The sequence below is a fragment of the Nostoc sp. genome, from assembly GCF_036917435.1.
Lineage (GTDB): Bacteria > Cyanobacteriota > Cyanobacteriia > Cyanobacteriales > Nostocaceae > Nostoc.
This window is the reverse complement of record NZ_JBALDM010000007.1, coordinates 64,894-79,951: the sequence shown is the minus strand read 5'-3', so window position 1 is coordinate 79,951 and position 15,058 is coordinate 64,894. Positions and strand designations below refer to the sequence as shown.

Below are 15,058 nucleotides of genomic sequence, written 5' to 3'. Positions count from 1 at the left end.
CCTGCGATATTATATTGTTTTATGACTTCAGTTGTTTCTAGTCCTCCACGCACTATTCGGATCGGTTCGCGCAAAAGCCAACTTGCTCTAGTTCAAACCTATTGGGTACAAGCGCAACTCCAGAAAAGCTTTCCTGATATCACTTTTGAAGTCCACACCATGTCTACCCAAGGCGATAAAATCCTTGATGTAGCATTAGCTAAGATTGGCGATAAAGGACTTTTTACTAAAGAACTTGAAGTGGGAATGCTCAATCAAGAGATTGACTTTGCGGTTCATTCCCTCAAGGATCTACCAACTAACTTACCAGAAGGGTTAATACTCGCAGCAATTACGGAACGGGAAAACCCAGCCGATGCATTAGTTGTGCATGAAAAGCACAAAGATAAACAAATCGATACATTACCAGAAGGTGCGGTAATTGGTACATCTTCGCTGCGGCGGTTAGCACAGTTACGCCACCACTTCCCCCACTTTACATTTAAAGATGTCCGGGGAAACTTAATTACACGGTTAGCAAAACTAGATGCAGGCGAATACGATGCCCTAATTTTGGCAGCCGCAGGATTAGAAAGATTGGGAATGAGCGATGGCTGCGCCGGGTTGCACCTACGCATTCACCAAATTATCCCTAATGAAATCTCCCTCCACGCCGTCGGACAAGGTGCTTTAGGGATAGAATGCCGTGCTGATGATAGTGAATTGCTAACTCTACTCAAAGCCATCGAACATCCTGCAACACGCGATCGCTGTCTCGCTGAACGATCTTTTCTACGCTCTTTAGAAGGCGGATGTCAAGTACCCATCGGTGTAAATACAGAAATATCTGGTGAGAATTTGACCTTAACAGGTATAGTTGCCAGTGTAGATGGTCAAAAAATCGTCAAAGATACCGTCACTGGAATTGCCAAAAATGCCGAAGCGCTAGGCAAAGAACTAGCCGAATTATTACGGCAACAGGGAGCTACAGAAATTTTATCAGAAATTTTTGCGGTAATTCAGCGCGGTTCCTAAGCAATTGGGCAAGCCGATGTGATTAGATAAGAATTGATCGCTGTTCTACCAAAAGACGCGAAAAATTGCGTTGGTAGCGATCGCAAAGTTAATTTGACAACTATAGACTCAGGGAAGCAAAAATTACCATGCGGATTCTATTTGTTGCAGCAGAAGCAGCACCCATTGCGAAAGTAGGAGGAATGGGTGATGTTGTTGGGGCATTACCCAAATTTCTGAGAGAAATGGGGCATGATGTGCGGATATTCTTGCCTTACTATGGCTTCCTGCCAGACAAAATGGAAATTCCCAAAGAACCCGTCTGGCGGGGATCTGCCATGTTCCAGGAATTTGCTGTTTATGAAAGCGTTCTGCCTGGCACTGATGTTCCCTTGTACTTATTTGGACATCCCGCCTTCCTACCCCGCCATATTTATTCTGGAGAAGGTGAAGACTGGCGGTTCACATTATTTTCCAATGGTGCAGCCGAGTTTGCCTGGAATTACTGGAAACCGGAAATTATTCACTGCCACGACTGGCATACAGGGATGATTCCTGTGTGGATGCATCAAGATCCTGATATCACCACAGTCTTTACCATTCATAACCTGGCTTATCAAGGGCCGTGGCGTTGGTATTTAGAGAAAATCACTTGGTGTCCCTGGTATATGCAAGGACACAACGTAATGGCGGCGGCTGTACAATTTGCTAATAAAGTAAATACAGTTTCGCCTACTTATGCCGAACAAATCAAGACAGCAACTTACGGTGAAACATTAGAAGGTTTGCTGTCCTTTATTAGCGGTAAATTATCTGGGATTATTAACGGTATTGATACTGAAGTTTATAATCCTGAAAATGATAAATACATTGAGCAAACCTTTACTCCTGAGACTTTAGATAAACGCAAAGCCAACAAAATTGCTTTGCAACAAGAAGTAGGATTAGAAGTTAACTCCAAAGCCTTTTTAATTGGGATCGTTACCCGATTAGTAGAACAAAAAGGCATTGATTTGATGTTGCAAATCCTCGATCGCTTCCTCTCTTATACAGATGCACAGATAGTTTTACTGGGGACAGGCGATCGCTACTATGAAACTCAGATGTGGCAATTAGCATCCCGTTTTCCCGGACGCATGGCAACTTACTTGCTGTATAACGATGCCCTGTCTCGCCGCATTTACGCTGGTACTGATGCCTTCTTAATGCCTAGCCGTTTTGAACCATGCGGTATAAGTCAAATGATGTCTTTACGCTACGGTTCTGTCCCTATTGTGCGCCGTACAGGTGGATTAGTTGACACCGTAAGCCATTACGACCCTGAAAATGCCGCAGGCACTGGTTATTGCTTTGACCGCTATGAACCGCTAGACCTTTTCACTTGTATGATCCGGGCTTGGGAAGGCTTCCGTTTCAAACCGCAATGGCAAGAACTCCAAAAACGCGGTATGAGTGAAGATTTTAGTTGGCATCAATCTGCTAAAGAGTATGTGAAATTGTACAAGTCAATCTACGGTTTGCCAGAAGAAGAGGAAACACCAGAACCAGAGTTAGTGTTAAACAAAACAGTTAAGAATAGCAAGTCCTGAGCTGCAATCCCTCTAAATCTCCCGATAAATTGGGCGACTTTGATTCAGGTTCCCCCCTTTTTAAGGCTACGGTGTACACACAAGTCTGAAATAGCTGATTAATCAATGTTTTACCCCACCCTAACCCTCCCCTTATAAAGGGGAGGGAACTAGGTTTTCCGGTTTCCCCCCTTTATAAGGGGGGATTAAGGGGGGTAACTTGACTTGTGTATATATAGGTAGCTTTTTAAGGGGGGTTAGGGGGAATTTAAAAGTGTCTAAAGTCACAGCAAAATACTTTTCCAACAACCTCTAAGAGCTTGCAAAGCGACGGCGTACACAAAAGCCTCTTGATTTGCAATGGCATTGCATCGACTAGCAATGCCATCGCATCGACTAACAATGCCATTGCATCGACTAACAATGCCATCGCACCGACTAACAATGCCATCGCACCGACTAACAATGCGATCGCACCGACTAACAATGCGATCGCAGCGACTAGCAATGCCATTGCAGCGACTAGCGATGCCATCGCATCGACTAACAATGCCATAGCATCGACTAACAATGCCATTGCATCGATAAATATTTAGACTTGATAAAACTCCTAACTATTAGACATCTCCAGAAAAGATTTACTTACCTTAAATGTACATAAAAATATCACGGAAATTAAGCCTCTCTCCGCTTCGGGGAGAGGTTTGGAGAGGGGTCTTAATTGATTTCTGGAGATGTCTATTTAGTACTTGTTGCTTTCGCCCTAATTAACCAATCAGCATCATTAGCGCAGATTTCCCGTCCAGATGAGTCTCCTAAGCGTTCTAGCGCTAATAAGCAAGCATATTTGAAATCCCAAATTGGGGTATTGAGGCAAATTTTGATTTCAGGAATTGCTCGTGAATCACCCAATTCACCAAGAGCGATCGCACACGCTGCGCGAGATTTCTGAAACTGAGGTTCGCGGTTGTGCAAGTTTTCTATCAATAAATCGTAGGCGGGAGCATATTTCAGCCATCCGAAAAGTTTCATGACATGATAATGAGCGCCATAATCGTTATATGCCTTATCCCCATAAGTTGTTAGAAGTGCTTGAGGTGCTTCTTCTGGATAAATATCTAGTAAGGTTTTTGTCGCTAAATAGCAGCGTCCAAAATCGGTTTCGTAGAGTTCGTTAATCACAAAATCTAATTCAGGGGTTGCGTCATACTCATGTACTAAATCTAGATCGTTGGGGCGATCGTAAAGTACTTGTTCTAAGTAAGGTTGAATTTCTGTAAAGGTGATTTCACCACTGGGAACGCCTGCATCCAAAAGCATCCGCAATCCTCGCAAGCGAAACACCAGAGATACAGGACAACGGGCAATTTCTGGGATGGCTTTGTAGTAGCGTGCATCAATCAAATCTTGAATACAACCGCGCCGGGCATTGACGCTGGAACTTTGCAGCAGCGCCATCACTTCACTAATTTGGGAGTAATCACCGGTGAAACGACAAACTGTAGCGATCGCTGCACTACGTGTAGGTTCATCTTCAGCTTGAGTAAATTTATTTACACGTTCCAAGGACGGCTGATAGCCAGCATTAGCTAAAGTTTGAATAATGACTCGATAGATTTGACCTGGTTTATCCAGTAGTTGCGCCACTTCTTCAAGAATTTCTGGATCTTTAGTCCCGATTTCTCCAATTGCCCACACGGTATTTTCAACAGTATAAATATCATCATCTTTAAGACATTGCCGAATTACAGGTAAAGCTGATTCAGCTTGCAATCGCCCTAAACTTTCCACAGCCTTGCGTCGGACAATGCGATGATCTAAGTCATCAGGGTTACTGGTTTCAATCGCCCGTACCAAAGCCGCGATCGATTTCTCAGTGGGATAGTTAATTAAATGGGAAACAGCAATATACTTATCAGAAGCGTCTTCGAGTTGTTCTAAAGGTGTATCGATAATTGCGATCGCTTGATCTTCTGTTAGCCCAAACATTTTAAAAAAACGTTTATCCATTGATCTATAAAATGGCTCTTGGATAATTGCTCAGAGGTCATGTTTACTATCGTACTAGGGATTGGGCATTGGGCATTGAGCATTGGACAATCAAAATAGTTAAGTCGAAGTTTACTGCTTACTAAGTAAGAGTTGCAACGATCCGCTTTATGTTTACGCAGCCATTTGAGGATGATAAAAAAAGAGTATGAATAATTATTTAGAAGACTACGAATTTAATAACCTCGATTTTTACAGAAAAAATCATGGGTTACAGCTTTATTACAACTGGTCTGGGGAAATTTCGTGGGAAGAAACACCAGATAAGCAAAAAGAAAAATTGTTCTCTATTATTGGAATGAATGCTACCAAAGTATTTCTTAAACCCGATCCCGAACACGGCGAAGTCGGATATCGCATTAATAGAGAGTTGGGTTTATTTTGCGATCCTGATACACAAGAAATTCTGCACTTTTGGCAGTCACCAACAGCAAGTCAACCAGTACCGGTAGTTCACATTGCTAACCGCATTGTCCAAGGCTCAGTCAAACCAAAGAAATTTGTTATACCCAAAGGCCAGGGATATATTACCTCAGTTATGGAAATTCCTTTAGAATACCCACATCCGTTAGCAGGAGATAGTAAATATTCAGATTATTGCCCTGGAGAAAAGTTTAAGGGAGTTGAGTACTTTATATCAAATACTTGCCGCCCCGATGCGACTGATGTCCCTCCTGCTAAGTGGGCGAGAGACTGTCCTTGGATGCCTTGGATGAAGTTAGGTTATGCTCATCCAGCTAAATTAAGATTTGAAACAACAATATTTAGAGTAGATTCTTTTGAGCAGCTTCATCCTAGCTTGGTCAAACTGGTGAGGGAAAAAGTACCAATTTATGAGTTCACGCCAACAGAAAGTGATGAGCCGAATGTAACGAGCATTCAATACTTTAAGAAAAACTTTGATTCTTACTTGCGAGGAGATATTTTTCCGCTAGAGGAAACATCTTAAAATAATTGGGAATTGGGAATTGGGAATTGGGAATTGGGAATTGGGAATTGGGAATTGGGAATTGGGAATTGGGAATTGGGAACTAATTTTTAAGATTTCTATCAAAAAGCTTTACCAGTGGTAACGCGATCTGAGAAGATCGGAATATATAGGACTCCTACTTGATTTCTGAACAGAACTCAGTACAACTTTATTCCTTCTTTCCTCTTCCCCATTCCCTGTTCCCTATTCCCTCTCTCTACGAGTGATTCAGGAATCAAATCAGATTTCTATATGGATGTGTCAGCGATTAATTAGTTGCCTCTTGCCAATTGTTCAAGATGTGTCAGCGATTAATTAGTTGCCTCTTGCCAATTGTTCAATTTTATGTATTAGCTAAGTGCCGATCTTTAGCGAGTAACCAAATACAAACGATAGTCGAATATATAAACACGCATTTAGGAAACAAAACTTATGGATGAAACCTCAGAACTCACAACAACCGATAACATAACCCCTCAAGATGTCGCTGAAGTGATTGCAGAACTTGAGCTATATCGGGAACGCCTAATCCAAGAAACTACAGAAACAGCAAAACGGGCGAAGTTGATGAGAGTAAATGTTATGGCAAAACTGGAGCCTGAGCTTTCCAGGATTGATTCTGCCCTTCAGGAACTCCGTAATCAGCAAGCTGCCCTGAGCGTAAGCAATTAGTAGTCTGTCAAGAAATAATTGACGAATAAATCTTCTGTAGAGACGGCGATTTATCGCGTCTTTCCAACCGTCAAAATGGGTTTGACAGACCACTAGTAATAATCTTGATAATTTAGCTAAAAGTCACATGCTCAACTCCAAAACTCAATCCGGGGAGGATTCGTTAAATCTTTCCCAGGCAGAAACTGATGCAATACTAGCAGCAGTCAATGAGCAATTAGGGTTAAACTCCTTCAACCCTGGTAATGAACAGCTACTCAAGCAGATGATTGAGAGTATGGGAGACTCACGGGGGATGGTTCGGTTGAGTTTTGCAGAGGCGTTGGGTAAAGTCGGTAAACCAGCTACCCCTTTATTAATGGAAGCTGTAGCAAATCATCCAAACCCAGTTGTTCGCAGAGCCAGCGCCAAAACCCTGACACTGATTGCCGATCCGATCGCAGTTCCCACTTTGGTTAATGCCCTCTTAAATGATGAAGATATGGTGGTTAAAACCTCTGCTGTGGGAGGGCTTGCCAAAATTGGTGAGGCAGCTGTACCAGCATTGCTGCAAATCTTAGCGTCAACTGAGTATCCAGAAAGTGCTAAAGGACATGCAATATGGGCGCTGGGATTTATTGGAGCAGAGGCGAAAGAGCATTTATATCGAGAAATTAACTCAGACTCAGCTGATGTTCGGGCTGCGGTGGTGGGTGCGATCGCTAAAATGGCTGAAGAAGGCAGTGAAGAAGGAGCATTTCACATCCTGATAAACGCCCTCACAGACTCATCCTTAATGGTGCGGTGTGAAGCGGCATCTGCTTTGGGCAGCCTAGCTTATCAACCAGCGATTCCTAGCTTGGTAGAGTTACTGCAACATCCCGACTGGGAAACTCGAAAAGCGGCGGCTCTGGCATTAATGAAAATTGGCGATCGCACTTCTTTAGAACCCCTGCAAGCCGCATTAACTGAAGAAGAAGAAGCAGGAGTTCGAGTGGTGATCGAGTTGGCGATTTCTCAAATTGAGAGACAGTTACAAGAAGATGCTTGGTAATGACCCTTACTTTTGACCAAGTTGCTTATAGTAGTCTGCTAGCTGAAGTTGCTCCCAAGGTAATTGAGACGGAAGAGGAATACGATCGCGCCCTAGCTGTGGCAGAGCGTCTAACGTTTTGCAAGAATCGGACTCCAGAAGAAAAAGCTCTGCATAAGCTGATAGTAATGCTGATTGAAGCGTATGAGAAAGAGTTCTATCTAATGGATGAATCAGCACCACATGAAATTCTCCAACACATTATGGAAGTTAGTAACACCCGTCAAACTGACTTGGTGAACATCATCGGGTCAAGTGGTGTGGTATCAGAGATTGTGAATGGTAAGCGGTCGATTAGTAAGTCACAAGCTAAGTCACTCGGAGATTACTTCAAGGTAACACCCAGTCTGTTCATCTAATGTATCCGTCGTACTGAGATTAATCAAGATAGTCGCATTAAGAGCGATCGCTCTTTTATCTTTTATATTTAATCACCTGATCTAATCGGGGCAAAGCACTCACTGCTGATTCACGAATGTATGGATCAACAGATTCATCATTAGTTAATGCTGTCAACACTTCGACACCTCGGATATCACCCATCGAACCGAATGCATTGACGATCGCCACAGCCAGCGCAACATTATCTATTGTTTTTAAAGCTTCAGCTAAAATCTCAAAGGCAGGTGAACCAATTTCACCTAGCGCCATTACTGATGCGATATAAACAACGGCATTTTGATCGTTGAGCGCAGTTTTTAACCCCTCTAAGCCCTCATCTGGGAAAGGAACATCTGGATGGTTAGCAGCAACCTGTGCCAAAGCCTTAGCACAACTACCCCGAATGGTTGCATTCTCGCTATTTATTAATGACTCTACCAGTGATGGTACAGCATCTACACCAATAGCACCCAGTGCCTTTACTGCCGCTCGACGATAAGTTACATCTTCCTCATCCAAAATACCCATCAAGCGAGGAATGGTATTTTCATCCCGAACCTCAGCCAGTTCCCACATGGCTCGTTCCCGTAGATTGGGGTTGGGGTGTTTCAACTGTTCAAATAGAGAATCTATTGTCATAAAAGAAAATTTCTTGGTTGAAATCCCCCAACTGAAATTACGAATTAGTAACAACTGAGGGACTCTTGATCAATTACTCAACCAGATACAGGCAAAGCAACAGATTGAGAGTCCCTGAGTTTTAGAGGATGACGATCGCTCGTCTACGTCTAGTCAATCCTATTACTATGAAAGGGAATTGATTACGTAGTCGAGAAGAGCGCGGAATTCAACTAATGCTTGAGGAGACAAGTCACGAGGAGAGCAAGCGCGATCGCGAGTGTAAGTCAACGCGGTAACGTAAGGAGCAGTAGGCAGACCCAAAGAGCGATAAACTTCACGAGCGCCAGCAATACCCCATTCGTCTAGAGGGCCAGTACCGCCCACAACTAAGCTGTAGTTGATCAAGCGTAGGTAGTGCTTGATATCACGAAGGCACTTGTCTTTCTTGACTTGGGTAGCGCCAGCTTCGCCTTCTTGGGTGAGGTAAGGATATTTTTTGAAGGCAGCATCATAAGCTTCCTTAGCTACATTATCGATACCAGTAGCTAACTTTTCAGCAGCTTCTAGACGAGCAGTAGCACGTTGAATGCTACCTTGAACTGATTCTAAATCAGAGGTGGTTGGAAAACGACCTGCTGCATCAGCAGATCCGATAACTGTAGTGATAACTGATTTCATTGCTTTTTATACTCCAGATTTGATGTGATCGAGTTTTAATTTCAGGTGGCTTGACTAATAGGCTTTAGCCGTTAGGAATTAGCAATTAGCTCAGAGCAGAAATAACGCGATCGAAGTAGCTAGCAGCTTCAGCAGCTAGAGCAGAGCAGTCGCCTTGAGGAGTTTCCAGTTTACGGAACTTTTTACCAGCGTTAGCTTCAGTGTTGGTGTTGGTGATGTGAGCGACGCTGATAGCCTTCAGAATTTGGAAAGCGCGTACAGAAGATCCAGTTGGTACGCCCAAAGCTGTGTAGGTTTCTTTCAAACCGTTCAAAGCACGATCGTCCAATACGGAAGAATCACCAGCCAACAGTGCATAGGTTACGTAGCGCAGAACGATTTCAGCATCACGTAGGCAAGCAGCCATCCGACGAGTGGGGTATAAGTTACCACCAGCTTGAAGCAAACCTGTGTTTTCGCAAGCAATACCAGCAATGGCATCAGAAACTGCACAGCTAGCGTTGCTGGCGATCGCATTCACAGCATCAAGGCGCTTGTTGCCTTCAGCAATGAAAGACTTAAGGGCTGCTAAGTCAGCACCACCGATAGGAGCGGTTTTGGCATCAGCCGCAATTACAGCTCTAGAAAAAGCATCAAGAACCATGAGTTCTCCTTAATATTGACAAATGGCGGATATTATTTCTGGCCTGTTCTCGATCAGATTAACTGTGAGTAGCCAAACAAAAACATAGGGGATCAATAGTACCCTAGTCTTTACTATGAGAGACAAAGTAATAATCTGTAATATTTAGCTTGGGAATTGGGCATGGGGCATTGGGCATTGGGCATGGGGCATTGGGCATTGGGTATGGGGGAAGAAACTTGTTAAATAATTCTCGCTCATCTCGCTCATCTCGCTCATCTCCTGCCTCTTCACAATGCCCAAAAAACTAATAAGACTTACGCATTTTAATGGAACTTTGCCACTGCGTAAGTCTTAAGGAAGGGATATTCTTTTTTTATTTGATTCAGGCTTGTTTTAGCAGATGCTTAACCAAATTATCTTTTACCATCATCTGCCGTAAAACTTCTAATAAAAACTCCTGAGCTTCTTGTTGACTTAAACTCTTTACCTGGTCTTTCAAGTTTTGTAAGCGAAACTGTTGTTCTAAGGTTAGTTCGACTGGAAAATCCATCATTCACTCCTCTGATTGACTGAATCGAAGGTATTTATTATTACTGGTAATGTGAAGACGATCGCTTTCAACTAGTGTAGCACTTGGGATATTAATTTGTCTATATTGTCAAGCTATAAAGAATTGTACTTATAAAAGTTTACAATTACCTAACAACACCTGTCATTTGCCCTTTGCAGGGAGTTTGTTGAAGCTGATCGCTAATGGCTGTAATGTTTAGAATGTTTATATACCAATAACTGTAAAAAGAAAAAACACGTATAACATCATCCGCAGGAGTCATAACTAGGAGTCAGAAGATTGATAGACGCAATGGAATTTTTTCAGCTAAGTGCTGGTAAGTGGCGATCGCAACGGGCAACTCATCACCTGGCGTTCAAGCGCTCAGAGACGGGAGAATCGGATATACAAGTAGAAACTCTGGAAGCCAATCATCCAGAAATCATTGAACTGTGCCAGTATCACGAAATTGACCCCAGCTTGTCAGTAGGTGGATCGCGTGTGCGTTGGTTAGGGACAATGGCTTGGGATAGAGAAGGTGAAGATAACCATCAGGGCAAAACCATATTTGCGATCGTGCCTGATGGCGATAACCCCAGGGCTGGTAAATTATTACGCGAAAGGGGTTACGCCGAAATTGTGCCTGTAGTTGGTCTTTTTCACATGGATGATGAAGACGGACTAGTGTTGACAACCGAATATGAAACAATGAGTTCCATTGAGAGATTCTGGTTTGCCAGCCCAAATATGCGACTGCGAACCAGTACAGTCAAACGCTTTGGTGGTTTCAGCACGGCATCGTTTTGTACTGAAAGTCGTATCGAAGCTTCTGTTGAGGTTTCCAACACAAAACAGGATGTTCTGGAAAAAAGACAGTTTTATTCAGTTTTGGGCTGGTGAATTATCTTAAGCAGAGCGATGCTTTTACTCGTGGGCAAGATTATCTGCATCAAGTGCAGGGGCTTGCCCTAGAGCCGGGGATGGTAGATGTGTTCGATAACCTGCGCGATCGCATCCCCATTTACACTTGGATTGGCGAAAATATTAACACCGTTAACGCTAAGATCAACTCCTACCTAGAAGTTTGTCATGAGTGTTTTCACGCACAAGAGCGTCGCCACATCCAAATTTTTGCAGTCCCCATAGCTCAATCTTTTGGCATAGATGGGCTATGTAATATTCTTACAAATCCAATCACTATTTTGGTAGATGTCGGTCGAGTTGCACCTAAAGACTGGTTTGGTGTAGTCGTCCATGAATACGCCCATGCCCATCTAGGAGACTTTGGTCACAATCAACAGTTTGCTAGCATCCTATCTCATCTATGTTTAGGGCTAGGATTAGAACCACCCTACTGGCAGGAAGGAATGGAAGCAACTTTGCGTAGCTGGCCTTACTGTAAGTCAACCATAGATCCTCTGGAATTTTGGATAGGTCATTGAAGGAGAATGAGGGAGATGAGGGGGAATTATTTAACAAGTTTCTTCCCAATGCCCATTAATTTCTTTTGCTAAGTGTTAAAAATTATTGCTTAAGTGAAAAAAAGTGAAACTCAATCTTCTAATCTGAGATATGTGCAGGAGTTACACAAAAAATAGCCTAATCGCTTATTGTCAGGTAGGGGTAATTCATGAATTACCCCTACCGCTTGTAGTTTTGCATAAGTCCTAATGTGAACAAAGTTTTCTAGTCATTTACAGTAATTATTAAACTGGAAATTGCACTACTTTTATTGATTAGTTAGGGGTTAAATGCAATCAGCACCTAATTATTTTTCCTACCAATACTTAGAATCACCCTTAGTTAAGTTTCGTAAAATTTTATCAGAATCTGAGGTTCTGATACAACTACTCCTTTAATATGTGATTTAAAGTTGTTAACTTTAATTAAGAACATGGAGGCTTTAGAATGGCAATTCCTCTGTTAGAATACGAACCTTCAAGTCAAAACCAGCGTGTAGCTGGATATGAAGTACCTGGTGATGAACAGCCAAGGATTTTTACTACAGACAATATCCTGTCTCCATCAGATTTAGGCGATTTGATCGAAGCAGCATATCGTCAACTTTTCTTTTATGCTTTTGCAGCCGATCGCGAAATATATTTAGAGTCTCAACTCCGTAATGGACAAATTACAGTGCGGGACTTTGTTCGTGGATTAGTGCTTTCCAATACCTTTAAGAAAAGTTTCTACGACCTCAACAATAATTATCGCTTTGTTGAGCAAGTAATTCAGCGCGTTCTAGGACGTGACCCATACAACGAGCGCGAAAAAATCGCTTGGTCAATTGTGGTTGCTACCAAAGGTATTGTCGGCTTTGTTGATGAAGTTCTCAACACTGAAGAGTACCTGAGCAACTTTGGATATTCCACAGTGCCTTATCAGCGCCGTCGGATACTGCCATCTCAATCTGCGGGTGAGTTGCCATTTAACATCAAATCTCCGCGATACGAAGATTACCACCGTGCCAAACTGGGTTTCCCCCAAATCATTTGGCAGGTCGAAGTACGCAGATTCCTTCCCCAAGAGCAAAAGCCCAAGGCTGGCGATCCGGCTCTATTCTTGGCTATGGCACAAAGTGTCAATGCAACAGGCAATACACCACAAAGAATCTCGTCATTCAACATCGATATCGAAAAGTCTGTACCTTATCGCCAGTTAGCTGGAATTAAGTAACAATTTTTGATCGGCGGTTGGCTAGTACATCGTTTTCATAATTTTATAGCGTGCATAAGTCTTGGGTTATGTAGGAGTTTCATTTAGGTATAACTAGTGAAACAGACTCTATCCCATGTCTAATGCACGCTAGTTGTTAATGGGCATTGGGCATTGGGCATTGGGCATGGTTTTTTGTTAATGCCCAATGTCTTTAAAATAGCGTTATTTTTAGGCGTGGGATGGACTAAAGTGTAGTTCGTCTTTTTAACATCTCTAAAAGTTTTGTAAATTGGGTGGGAGGAGTAGCTGTCACCTCAATCATCTCGCCGGATATGGGATGCTGCAATCTTAGTCGCCAAGCATGGAGTGCTTGACCGGTCAAATTTACGCCCACTGAATGACCAGAACTATAAACTGGGTCGCCAACGATGGGATGACCCATTTTAGCGCTGTGGACGCGGATTTGATGGGTGCGTCCAGTTTCTAGTTGGAAGCGGATTAATGTATAGTTACCGAGGCGTTCTAGTACTTGCCAATGAGTGACGGCAGATCGTCCACCTTGTTCAATAGGCATAATAGCCATTTTTTTGCGGTCTTGGGGATGGCGACCAATGGGTAAGTCGATTTTGCCATTTTCACCTTTTGGCGCACCGTAAACCACGCCCAAGTATTCTCTGCGTGCGGTTTTAGCTTTGAGTTGGGCTTGTAAATGATGATGGGCAACTTCCGTTTTTGCGATCGCGATCGCTCCCGTTGTATCCTTATCCAATCGATGGACGATTCCCGGACGTTGGACTCCGCCAATTCCTGGTAAATTGGGACAATGAGCCAACAAAGCATTTACCAGTGTGCCATCTGGATGACCGGGTGCGGGATGGACAACTAAACCTGCGGGTTTGTTGAGAATGAGTAATTGGTCATCTTCGTAGAGAATATCTAAAGGGATATCTTCTGCTAGCAGTTCTAGGGGTTGTGCTTCTGGGATTTCTAGAGTGATGCGATCGCCTAGCTTGACATTGATCTTCTTAGATGTGCAAACTTTATCATTAAGTTGGACATTGCCCTGTTCGATTAACTGTTGGATGCGCGAACGGGATAAATCTGGTAATTCTTGGGAAAGGAAACGGTCAATGCGATCGCCTTTAGTGTCGGTGCAGTGTATCGTATTACTGGAGGGAAGTAAGCTAAGTGCTGCATCCTCTATATCAGAAGAGAAGCGTTCGCCCTTGGCGTTGGTGCTGCGATCGCTATTTTCTTGGATTTGTAAATTAAATTCGGTCACAATTGCTCTGGATTATTAATTCCGCATTCTTTAAGTAAAGCGCGGAATTCCTTAGACTTGTTTATATAGCCACGAATTTTATTCACCCTGACTATCTTGTATCTGTTCTCTTACCCATTGTCGAAACCCTTTAAGTGCTGAACTCATTCCTGTGGTTCGCGCCATTTCCACAAATCGGGGAATTAGTTCAATGATAGGAAAATTAGGAAATGTGGGGATTGTGAGAGACTTTACATATTGTTCACCTTGCAGCAAGCTAATTTCTAAATTTTTGTTTTCATATCGCCAAATTTCAGGCACTCTCAAAGCCTGATATGCATTAATTTGAGTTTTAGAGGTGACATCAATTTCAATCGCCAAATCAGGAGGAGGATCAATTGTTAAGTCAATCTTGTCTTTCCCGATCATTAGCTGATAGTTTTGAATATAAAAACAATCATCCGGTTCAATACCTGCACTTGTATCTTTTCGTTTAAAGGTGGTTGAACCTAAAGATTCCCAATTTAGATCGAGTTCATCTAGCAAGGCTTTCACTAAGTCTCCAATAATTACCTTAGCTCGTTCATGTTCTGGTAATGGAGCCATAATTTCTAGTGTTCGTTCGCTGTATGCTACTCGACTCGCGCGATGTTCTCCTAACTCATTGAGGATTGCTTCAAATACTTGCCAACTCACATCTTCCAGGATTATTCTTTGCCCTGCAGGAACTCGAATTTGTCTGAGTTTAAGAGTAACCATCTGATATCAGTTGTTAAATAATTTAATTATGAATCAAACCCTTGACCGAACAAGGCAAAAGTAAAAAGTAAAAAGGCAAAAGAAAGAAAAAGAGCAGTGGTTTGAAGCCCCTAAATTTATTTATGGAACGAAATAAAAACATTTATTTCGAGACGCATAGCGCAAGAAATAATAAGTCCTTATCAAATCCCCTGAATTTAT

General features: G+C 42.7%; 18 protein-coding genes. 9 read left to right on the top strand and 9 right to left on the bottom strand.

Annotated elements, in window-relative coordinates; translation table 11 throughout:
- Positions 1-21 precede the first annotated feature (21 nt).
- Both hemC and glgA read left to right on the top strand, forming a co-directional pair.
- Positions 22-1,014 (top strand): hydroxymethylbilane synthase, encoded by a 993-nt coding sequence (gene hemC / locus V7K98_RS03335; RefSeq protein WP_335019404.1) that lies wholly within the window; start codon positions 22-24, stop codon positions 1,012-1,014.
- Between the two features lie 128 nt (positions 1,015-1,142).
- Positions 1,143-2,582 (top strand): glycogen synthase GlgA, encoded by a 1,440-nt coding sequence (gene glgA / locus V7K98_RS03330; protein WP_335019403.1) that lies wholly within the window; start codon positions 1,143-1,145, stop codon positions 2,580-2,582.
- A 247-nt stretch (positions 2,583-2,829) separates the two neighbouring features.
- On the opposite strand, the gene V7K98_RS03325 is transcribed toward glgA, so the two are convergent.
- A complete protein-coding gene (locus tag V7K98_RS03325; protein WP_335019402.1) occupies positions 2,830-3,138 on the bottom strand; it encodes a hypothetical protein in 309 nt (102 codons plus the stop codon).
- Positions 3,139-3,299: 161 nt separating this feature from the next.
- Positions 3,300-4,571, bottom strand: a complete 1,272-nt coding sequence (locus V7K98_RS03320) for a HEAT repeat domain-containing protein (RefSeq protein ID WP_335019401.1) — start codon at positions 4,569-4,571, stop codon at positions 3,300-3,302.
- 187 nt (positions 4,572-4,758) lie between these two features.
- On the opposite strand from V7K98_RS03320, the gene V7K98_RS03315 reads away from it, so the two are divergent.
- The gene (locus V7K98_RS03315) at positions 4,759-5,559 is read left to right on the top strand and encodes a DUF1838 family protein (protein WP_335019400.1); all 801 of its coding nucleotides are present in this window, start codon (positions 4,759-4,761) and stop codon (positions 5,557-5,559) included.
- On the opposite strand, the gene V7K98_RS03310 is transcribed toward V7K98_RS03315, so the two are convergent.
- Positions 5,542-5,664: a hypothetical protein gene (locus V7K98_RS03310; protein WP_335019399.1), complete on the bottom strand. Its 123-nt coding sequence runs from the start codon at positions 5,662-5,664 to the stop codon at positions 5,542-5,544. The genes V7K98_RS03315 and V7K98_RS03310 overlap by 18 nt on opposite strands.
- Before the next feature lie 348 nt (positions 5,665-6,012).
- Here V7K98_RS03310 and V7K98_RS03305 point away from each other — a divergent pair, with 348 nt between their 5' ends.
- The 3 genes from V7K98_RS03305 to V7K98_RS03295 all read left to right on the top strand — a co-directional run bounded on the left by V7K98_RS03305 (position 6,013) and on the right by V7K98_RS03295 (position 7,683).
- Positions 6,013-6,252, top strand: a complete 240-nt coding sequence (locus V7K98_RS03305) for a hypothetical protein (RefSeq protein WP_335019398.1) — start codon at positions 6,013-6,015, stop codon at positions 6,250-6,252.
- Between the two features lie 127 nt (positions 6,253-6,379).
- Positions 6,380-7,285 (top strand): HEAT repeat domain-containing protein, encoded by a 906-nt coding sequence (locus V7K98_RS03300; RefSeq protein WP_335019397.1) that lies wholly within the window; start codon positions 6,380-6,382, stop codon positions 7,283-7,285.
- Positions 7,285-7,683: a helix-turn-helix domain-containing protein gene (locus V7K98_RS03295; RefSeq protein ID WP_335019396.1), complete on the top strand. Its 399-nt coding sequence runs from the start codon at positions 7,285-7,287 to the stop codon at positions 7,681-7,683. The genes V7K98_RS03300 and V7K98_RS03295 overlap by 1 nt, the downstream gene beginning before the upstream one ends.
- A 55-nt stretch (positions 7,684-7,738) precedes the next feature.
- Here the strand turns inward: V7K98_RS03295 and V7K98_RS03290 are convergent, their stop codons facing one another.
- The 4 genes from V7K98_RS03290 to V7K98_RS03275 all read right to left on the bottom strand — a co-directional run bounded on the left by V7K98_RS03290 (position 7,739) and on the right by V7K98_RS03275 (position 10,182).
- Positions 7,739-8,344 (bottom strand): HEAT repeat domain-containing protein, encoded by a 606-nt coding sequence (locus tag V7K98_RS03290; protein WP_335019395.1) that lies wholly within the window; start codon positions 8,342-8,344, stop codon positions 7,739-7,741.
- Positions 8,345-8,509: 165 nt separating this feature from the next.
- Positions 8,510-9,004, bottom strand: coding sequence for a bleomycin hydrolase (locus V7K98_RS03285; RefSeq protein ID WP_094328270.1), 495 nt, complete (start codon positions 9,002-9,004; stop codon positions 8,510-8,512).
- A gap of 85 nt (positions 9,005-9,089) precedes the next feature.
- Positions 9,090-9,647: a bleomycin hydrolase gene (locus tag V7K98_RS03280; RefSeq protein ID WP_335019394.1), complete on the bottom strand. Its 558-nt coding sequence runs from the start codon at positions 9,645-9,647 to the stop codon at positions 9,090-9,092.
- A gap of 364 nt (positions 9,648-10,011) precedes the next feature.
- Positions 10,012-10,182 (bottom strand): NblA/ycf18 family protein, encoded by a 171-nt coding sequence (locus V7K98_RS03275; RefSeq protein WP_012410163.1) that lies wholly within the window; start codon positions 10,180-10,182, stop codon positions 10,012-10,014.
- 300 nt (positions 10,183-10,482) lie between these two features.
- Here V7K98_RS03275 and V7K98_RS03270 point away from each other — a divergent pair, with 300 nt between their 5' ends.
- From V7K98_RS03270 to V7K98_RS03260, 3 genes are all read left to right on the top strand, one after another.
- A complete protein-coding gene (locus tag V7K98_RS03270; protein WP_335019471.1) occupies positions 10,483-11,079 on the top strand; it encodes a phycobiliprotein lyase in 597 nt (198 codons plus the stop codon).
- Positions 11,076-11,621 carry a hypothetical protein gene (locus V7K98_RS03265; protein ID WP_335019393.1) on the top strand — a complete coding sequence of 182 codons (546 nt, stop codon included), beginning with the start codon at positions 11,076-11,078 and terminating at the stop codon, positions 11,619-11,621. The genes V7K98_RS03270 and V7K98_RS03265 overlap by 4 nt, the downstream gene beginning before the upstream one ends.
- Positions 11,622-12,087: 466 nt before the next feature.
- On the top strand, positions 12,088-12,855 hold the full coding sequence (locus V7K98_RS03260; RefSeq protein ID WP_335019392.1) for a phycobilisome rod-core linker polypeptide: 768 nt from the start codon (positions 12,088-12,090) through the stop codon (positions 12,853-12,855).
- A 226-nt stretch (positions 12,856-13,081) separates the two neighbouring features.
- Here the strand turns inward: V7K98_RS03260 and V7K98_RS03255 are convergent, their stop codons facing one another.
- On the bottom strand, positions 13,082-13,999 hold the full coding sequence (locus tag V7K98_RS03255; protein ID WP_335019470.1) for an RluA family pseudouridine synthase: 918 nt from the start codon (positions 13,997-13,999) through the stop codon (positions 13,082-13,084).
- A 198-nt stretch (positions 14,000-14,197) separates the two neighbouring features.
- Positions 14,198-14,857: a Uma2 family endonuclease gene (locus V7K98_RS03250; protein ID WP_335019391.1), complete on the bottom strand. Its 660-nt coding sequence runs from the start codon at positions 14,855-14,857 to the stop codon at positions 14,198-14,200.
- Between the last annotated feature and the right edge of the window lie 201 nt (positions 14,858-15,058).

Bases quoted from the DNA above. Each gene is read 5' to 3' on its own strand.
- hemC (WP_335019404.1), top strand. From the start codon at position 22: ATGACTTCAGTTGTTTCTAGTCCTCCACGCACTATTCGGATCGGTTCG.
- glgA (WP_335019403.1), top strand. From the start codon at position 1,143: ATGCGGATTCTATTTGTTGCAGCAGAAGCAGCACCCATTGCGAAAGTA.
- V7K98_RS03325 (WP_335019402.1), bottom strand. From the start codon at position 3,138: ATGGCATTGTTAGTCGATGCTATGGCATTGTTAGTCGATGCGATGGCA.
- V7K98_RS03320 (WP_335019401.1), bottom strand. From the start codon at position 4,571: ATGGATAAACGTTTTTTTAAAATGTTTGGGCTAACAGAAGATCAAGCG.
- V7K98_RS03315 (WP_335019400.1), top strand. From the start codon at position 4,759: ATGAATAATTATTTAGAAGACTACGAATTTAATAACCTCGATTTTTAC.
- V7K98_RS03305 (WP_335019398.1), top strand. From the start codon at position 6,013: ATGGATGAAACCTCAGAACTCACAACAACCGATAACATAACCCCTCAA.
- V7K98_RS03300 (WP_335019397.1), top strand. From the start codon at position 6,380: ATGCTCAACTCCAAAACTCAATCCGGGGAGGATTCGTTAAATCTTTCC.
- V7K98_RS03295 (WP_335019396.1), top strand. From the start codon at position 7,285: ATGACCCTTACTTTTGACCAAGTTGCTTATAGTAGTCTGCTAGCTGAA.
- V7K98_RS03290 (WP_335019395.1), bottom strand. From the start codon at position 8,344: ATGACAATAGATTCTCTATTTGAACAGTTGAAACACCCCAACCCCAAT.
- V7K98_RS03285 (WP_094328270.1), bottom strand. From the start codon at position 9,004: ATGAAATCAGTTATCACTACAGTTATCGGATCTGCTGATGCAGCAGGT.
- V7K98_RS03280 (WP_335019394.1), bottom strand. From the start codon at position 9,647: ATGGTTCTTGATGCTTTTTCTAGAGCTGTAATTGCGGCTGATGCCAAA.
- V7K98_RS03275 (WP_012410163.1), bottom strand. From the start codon at position 10,182: ATGATGGATTTTCCAGTCGAACTAACCTTAGAACAACAGTTTCGCTTA.
- V7K98_RS03260 (WP_335019392.1), top strand. From the start codon at position 12,088: ATGGCAATTCCTCTGTTAGAATACGAACCTTCAAGTCAAAACCAGCGT.
- V7K98_RS03250 (WP_335019391.1), bottom strand. From the start codon at position 14,857: ATGGTTACTCTTAAACTCAGACAAATTCGAGTTCCTGCAGGGCAAAGA.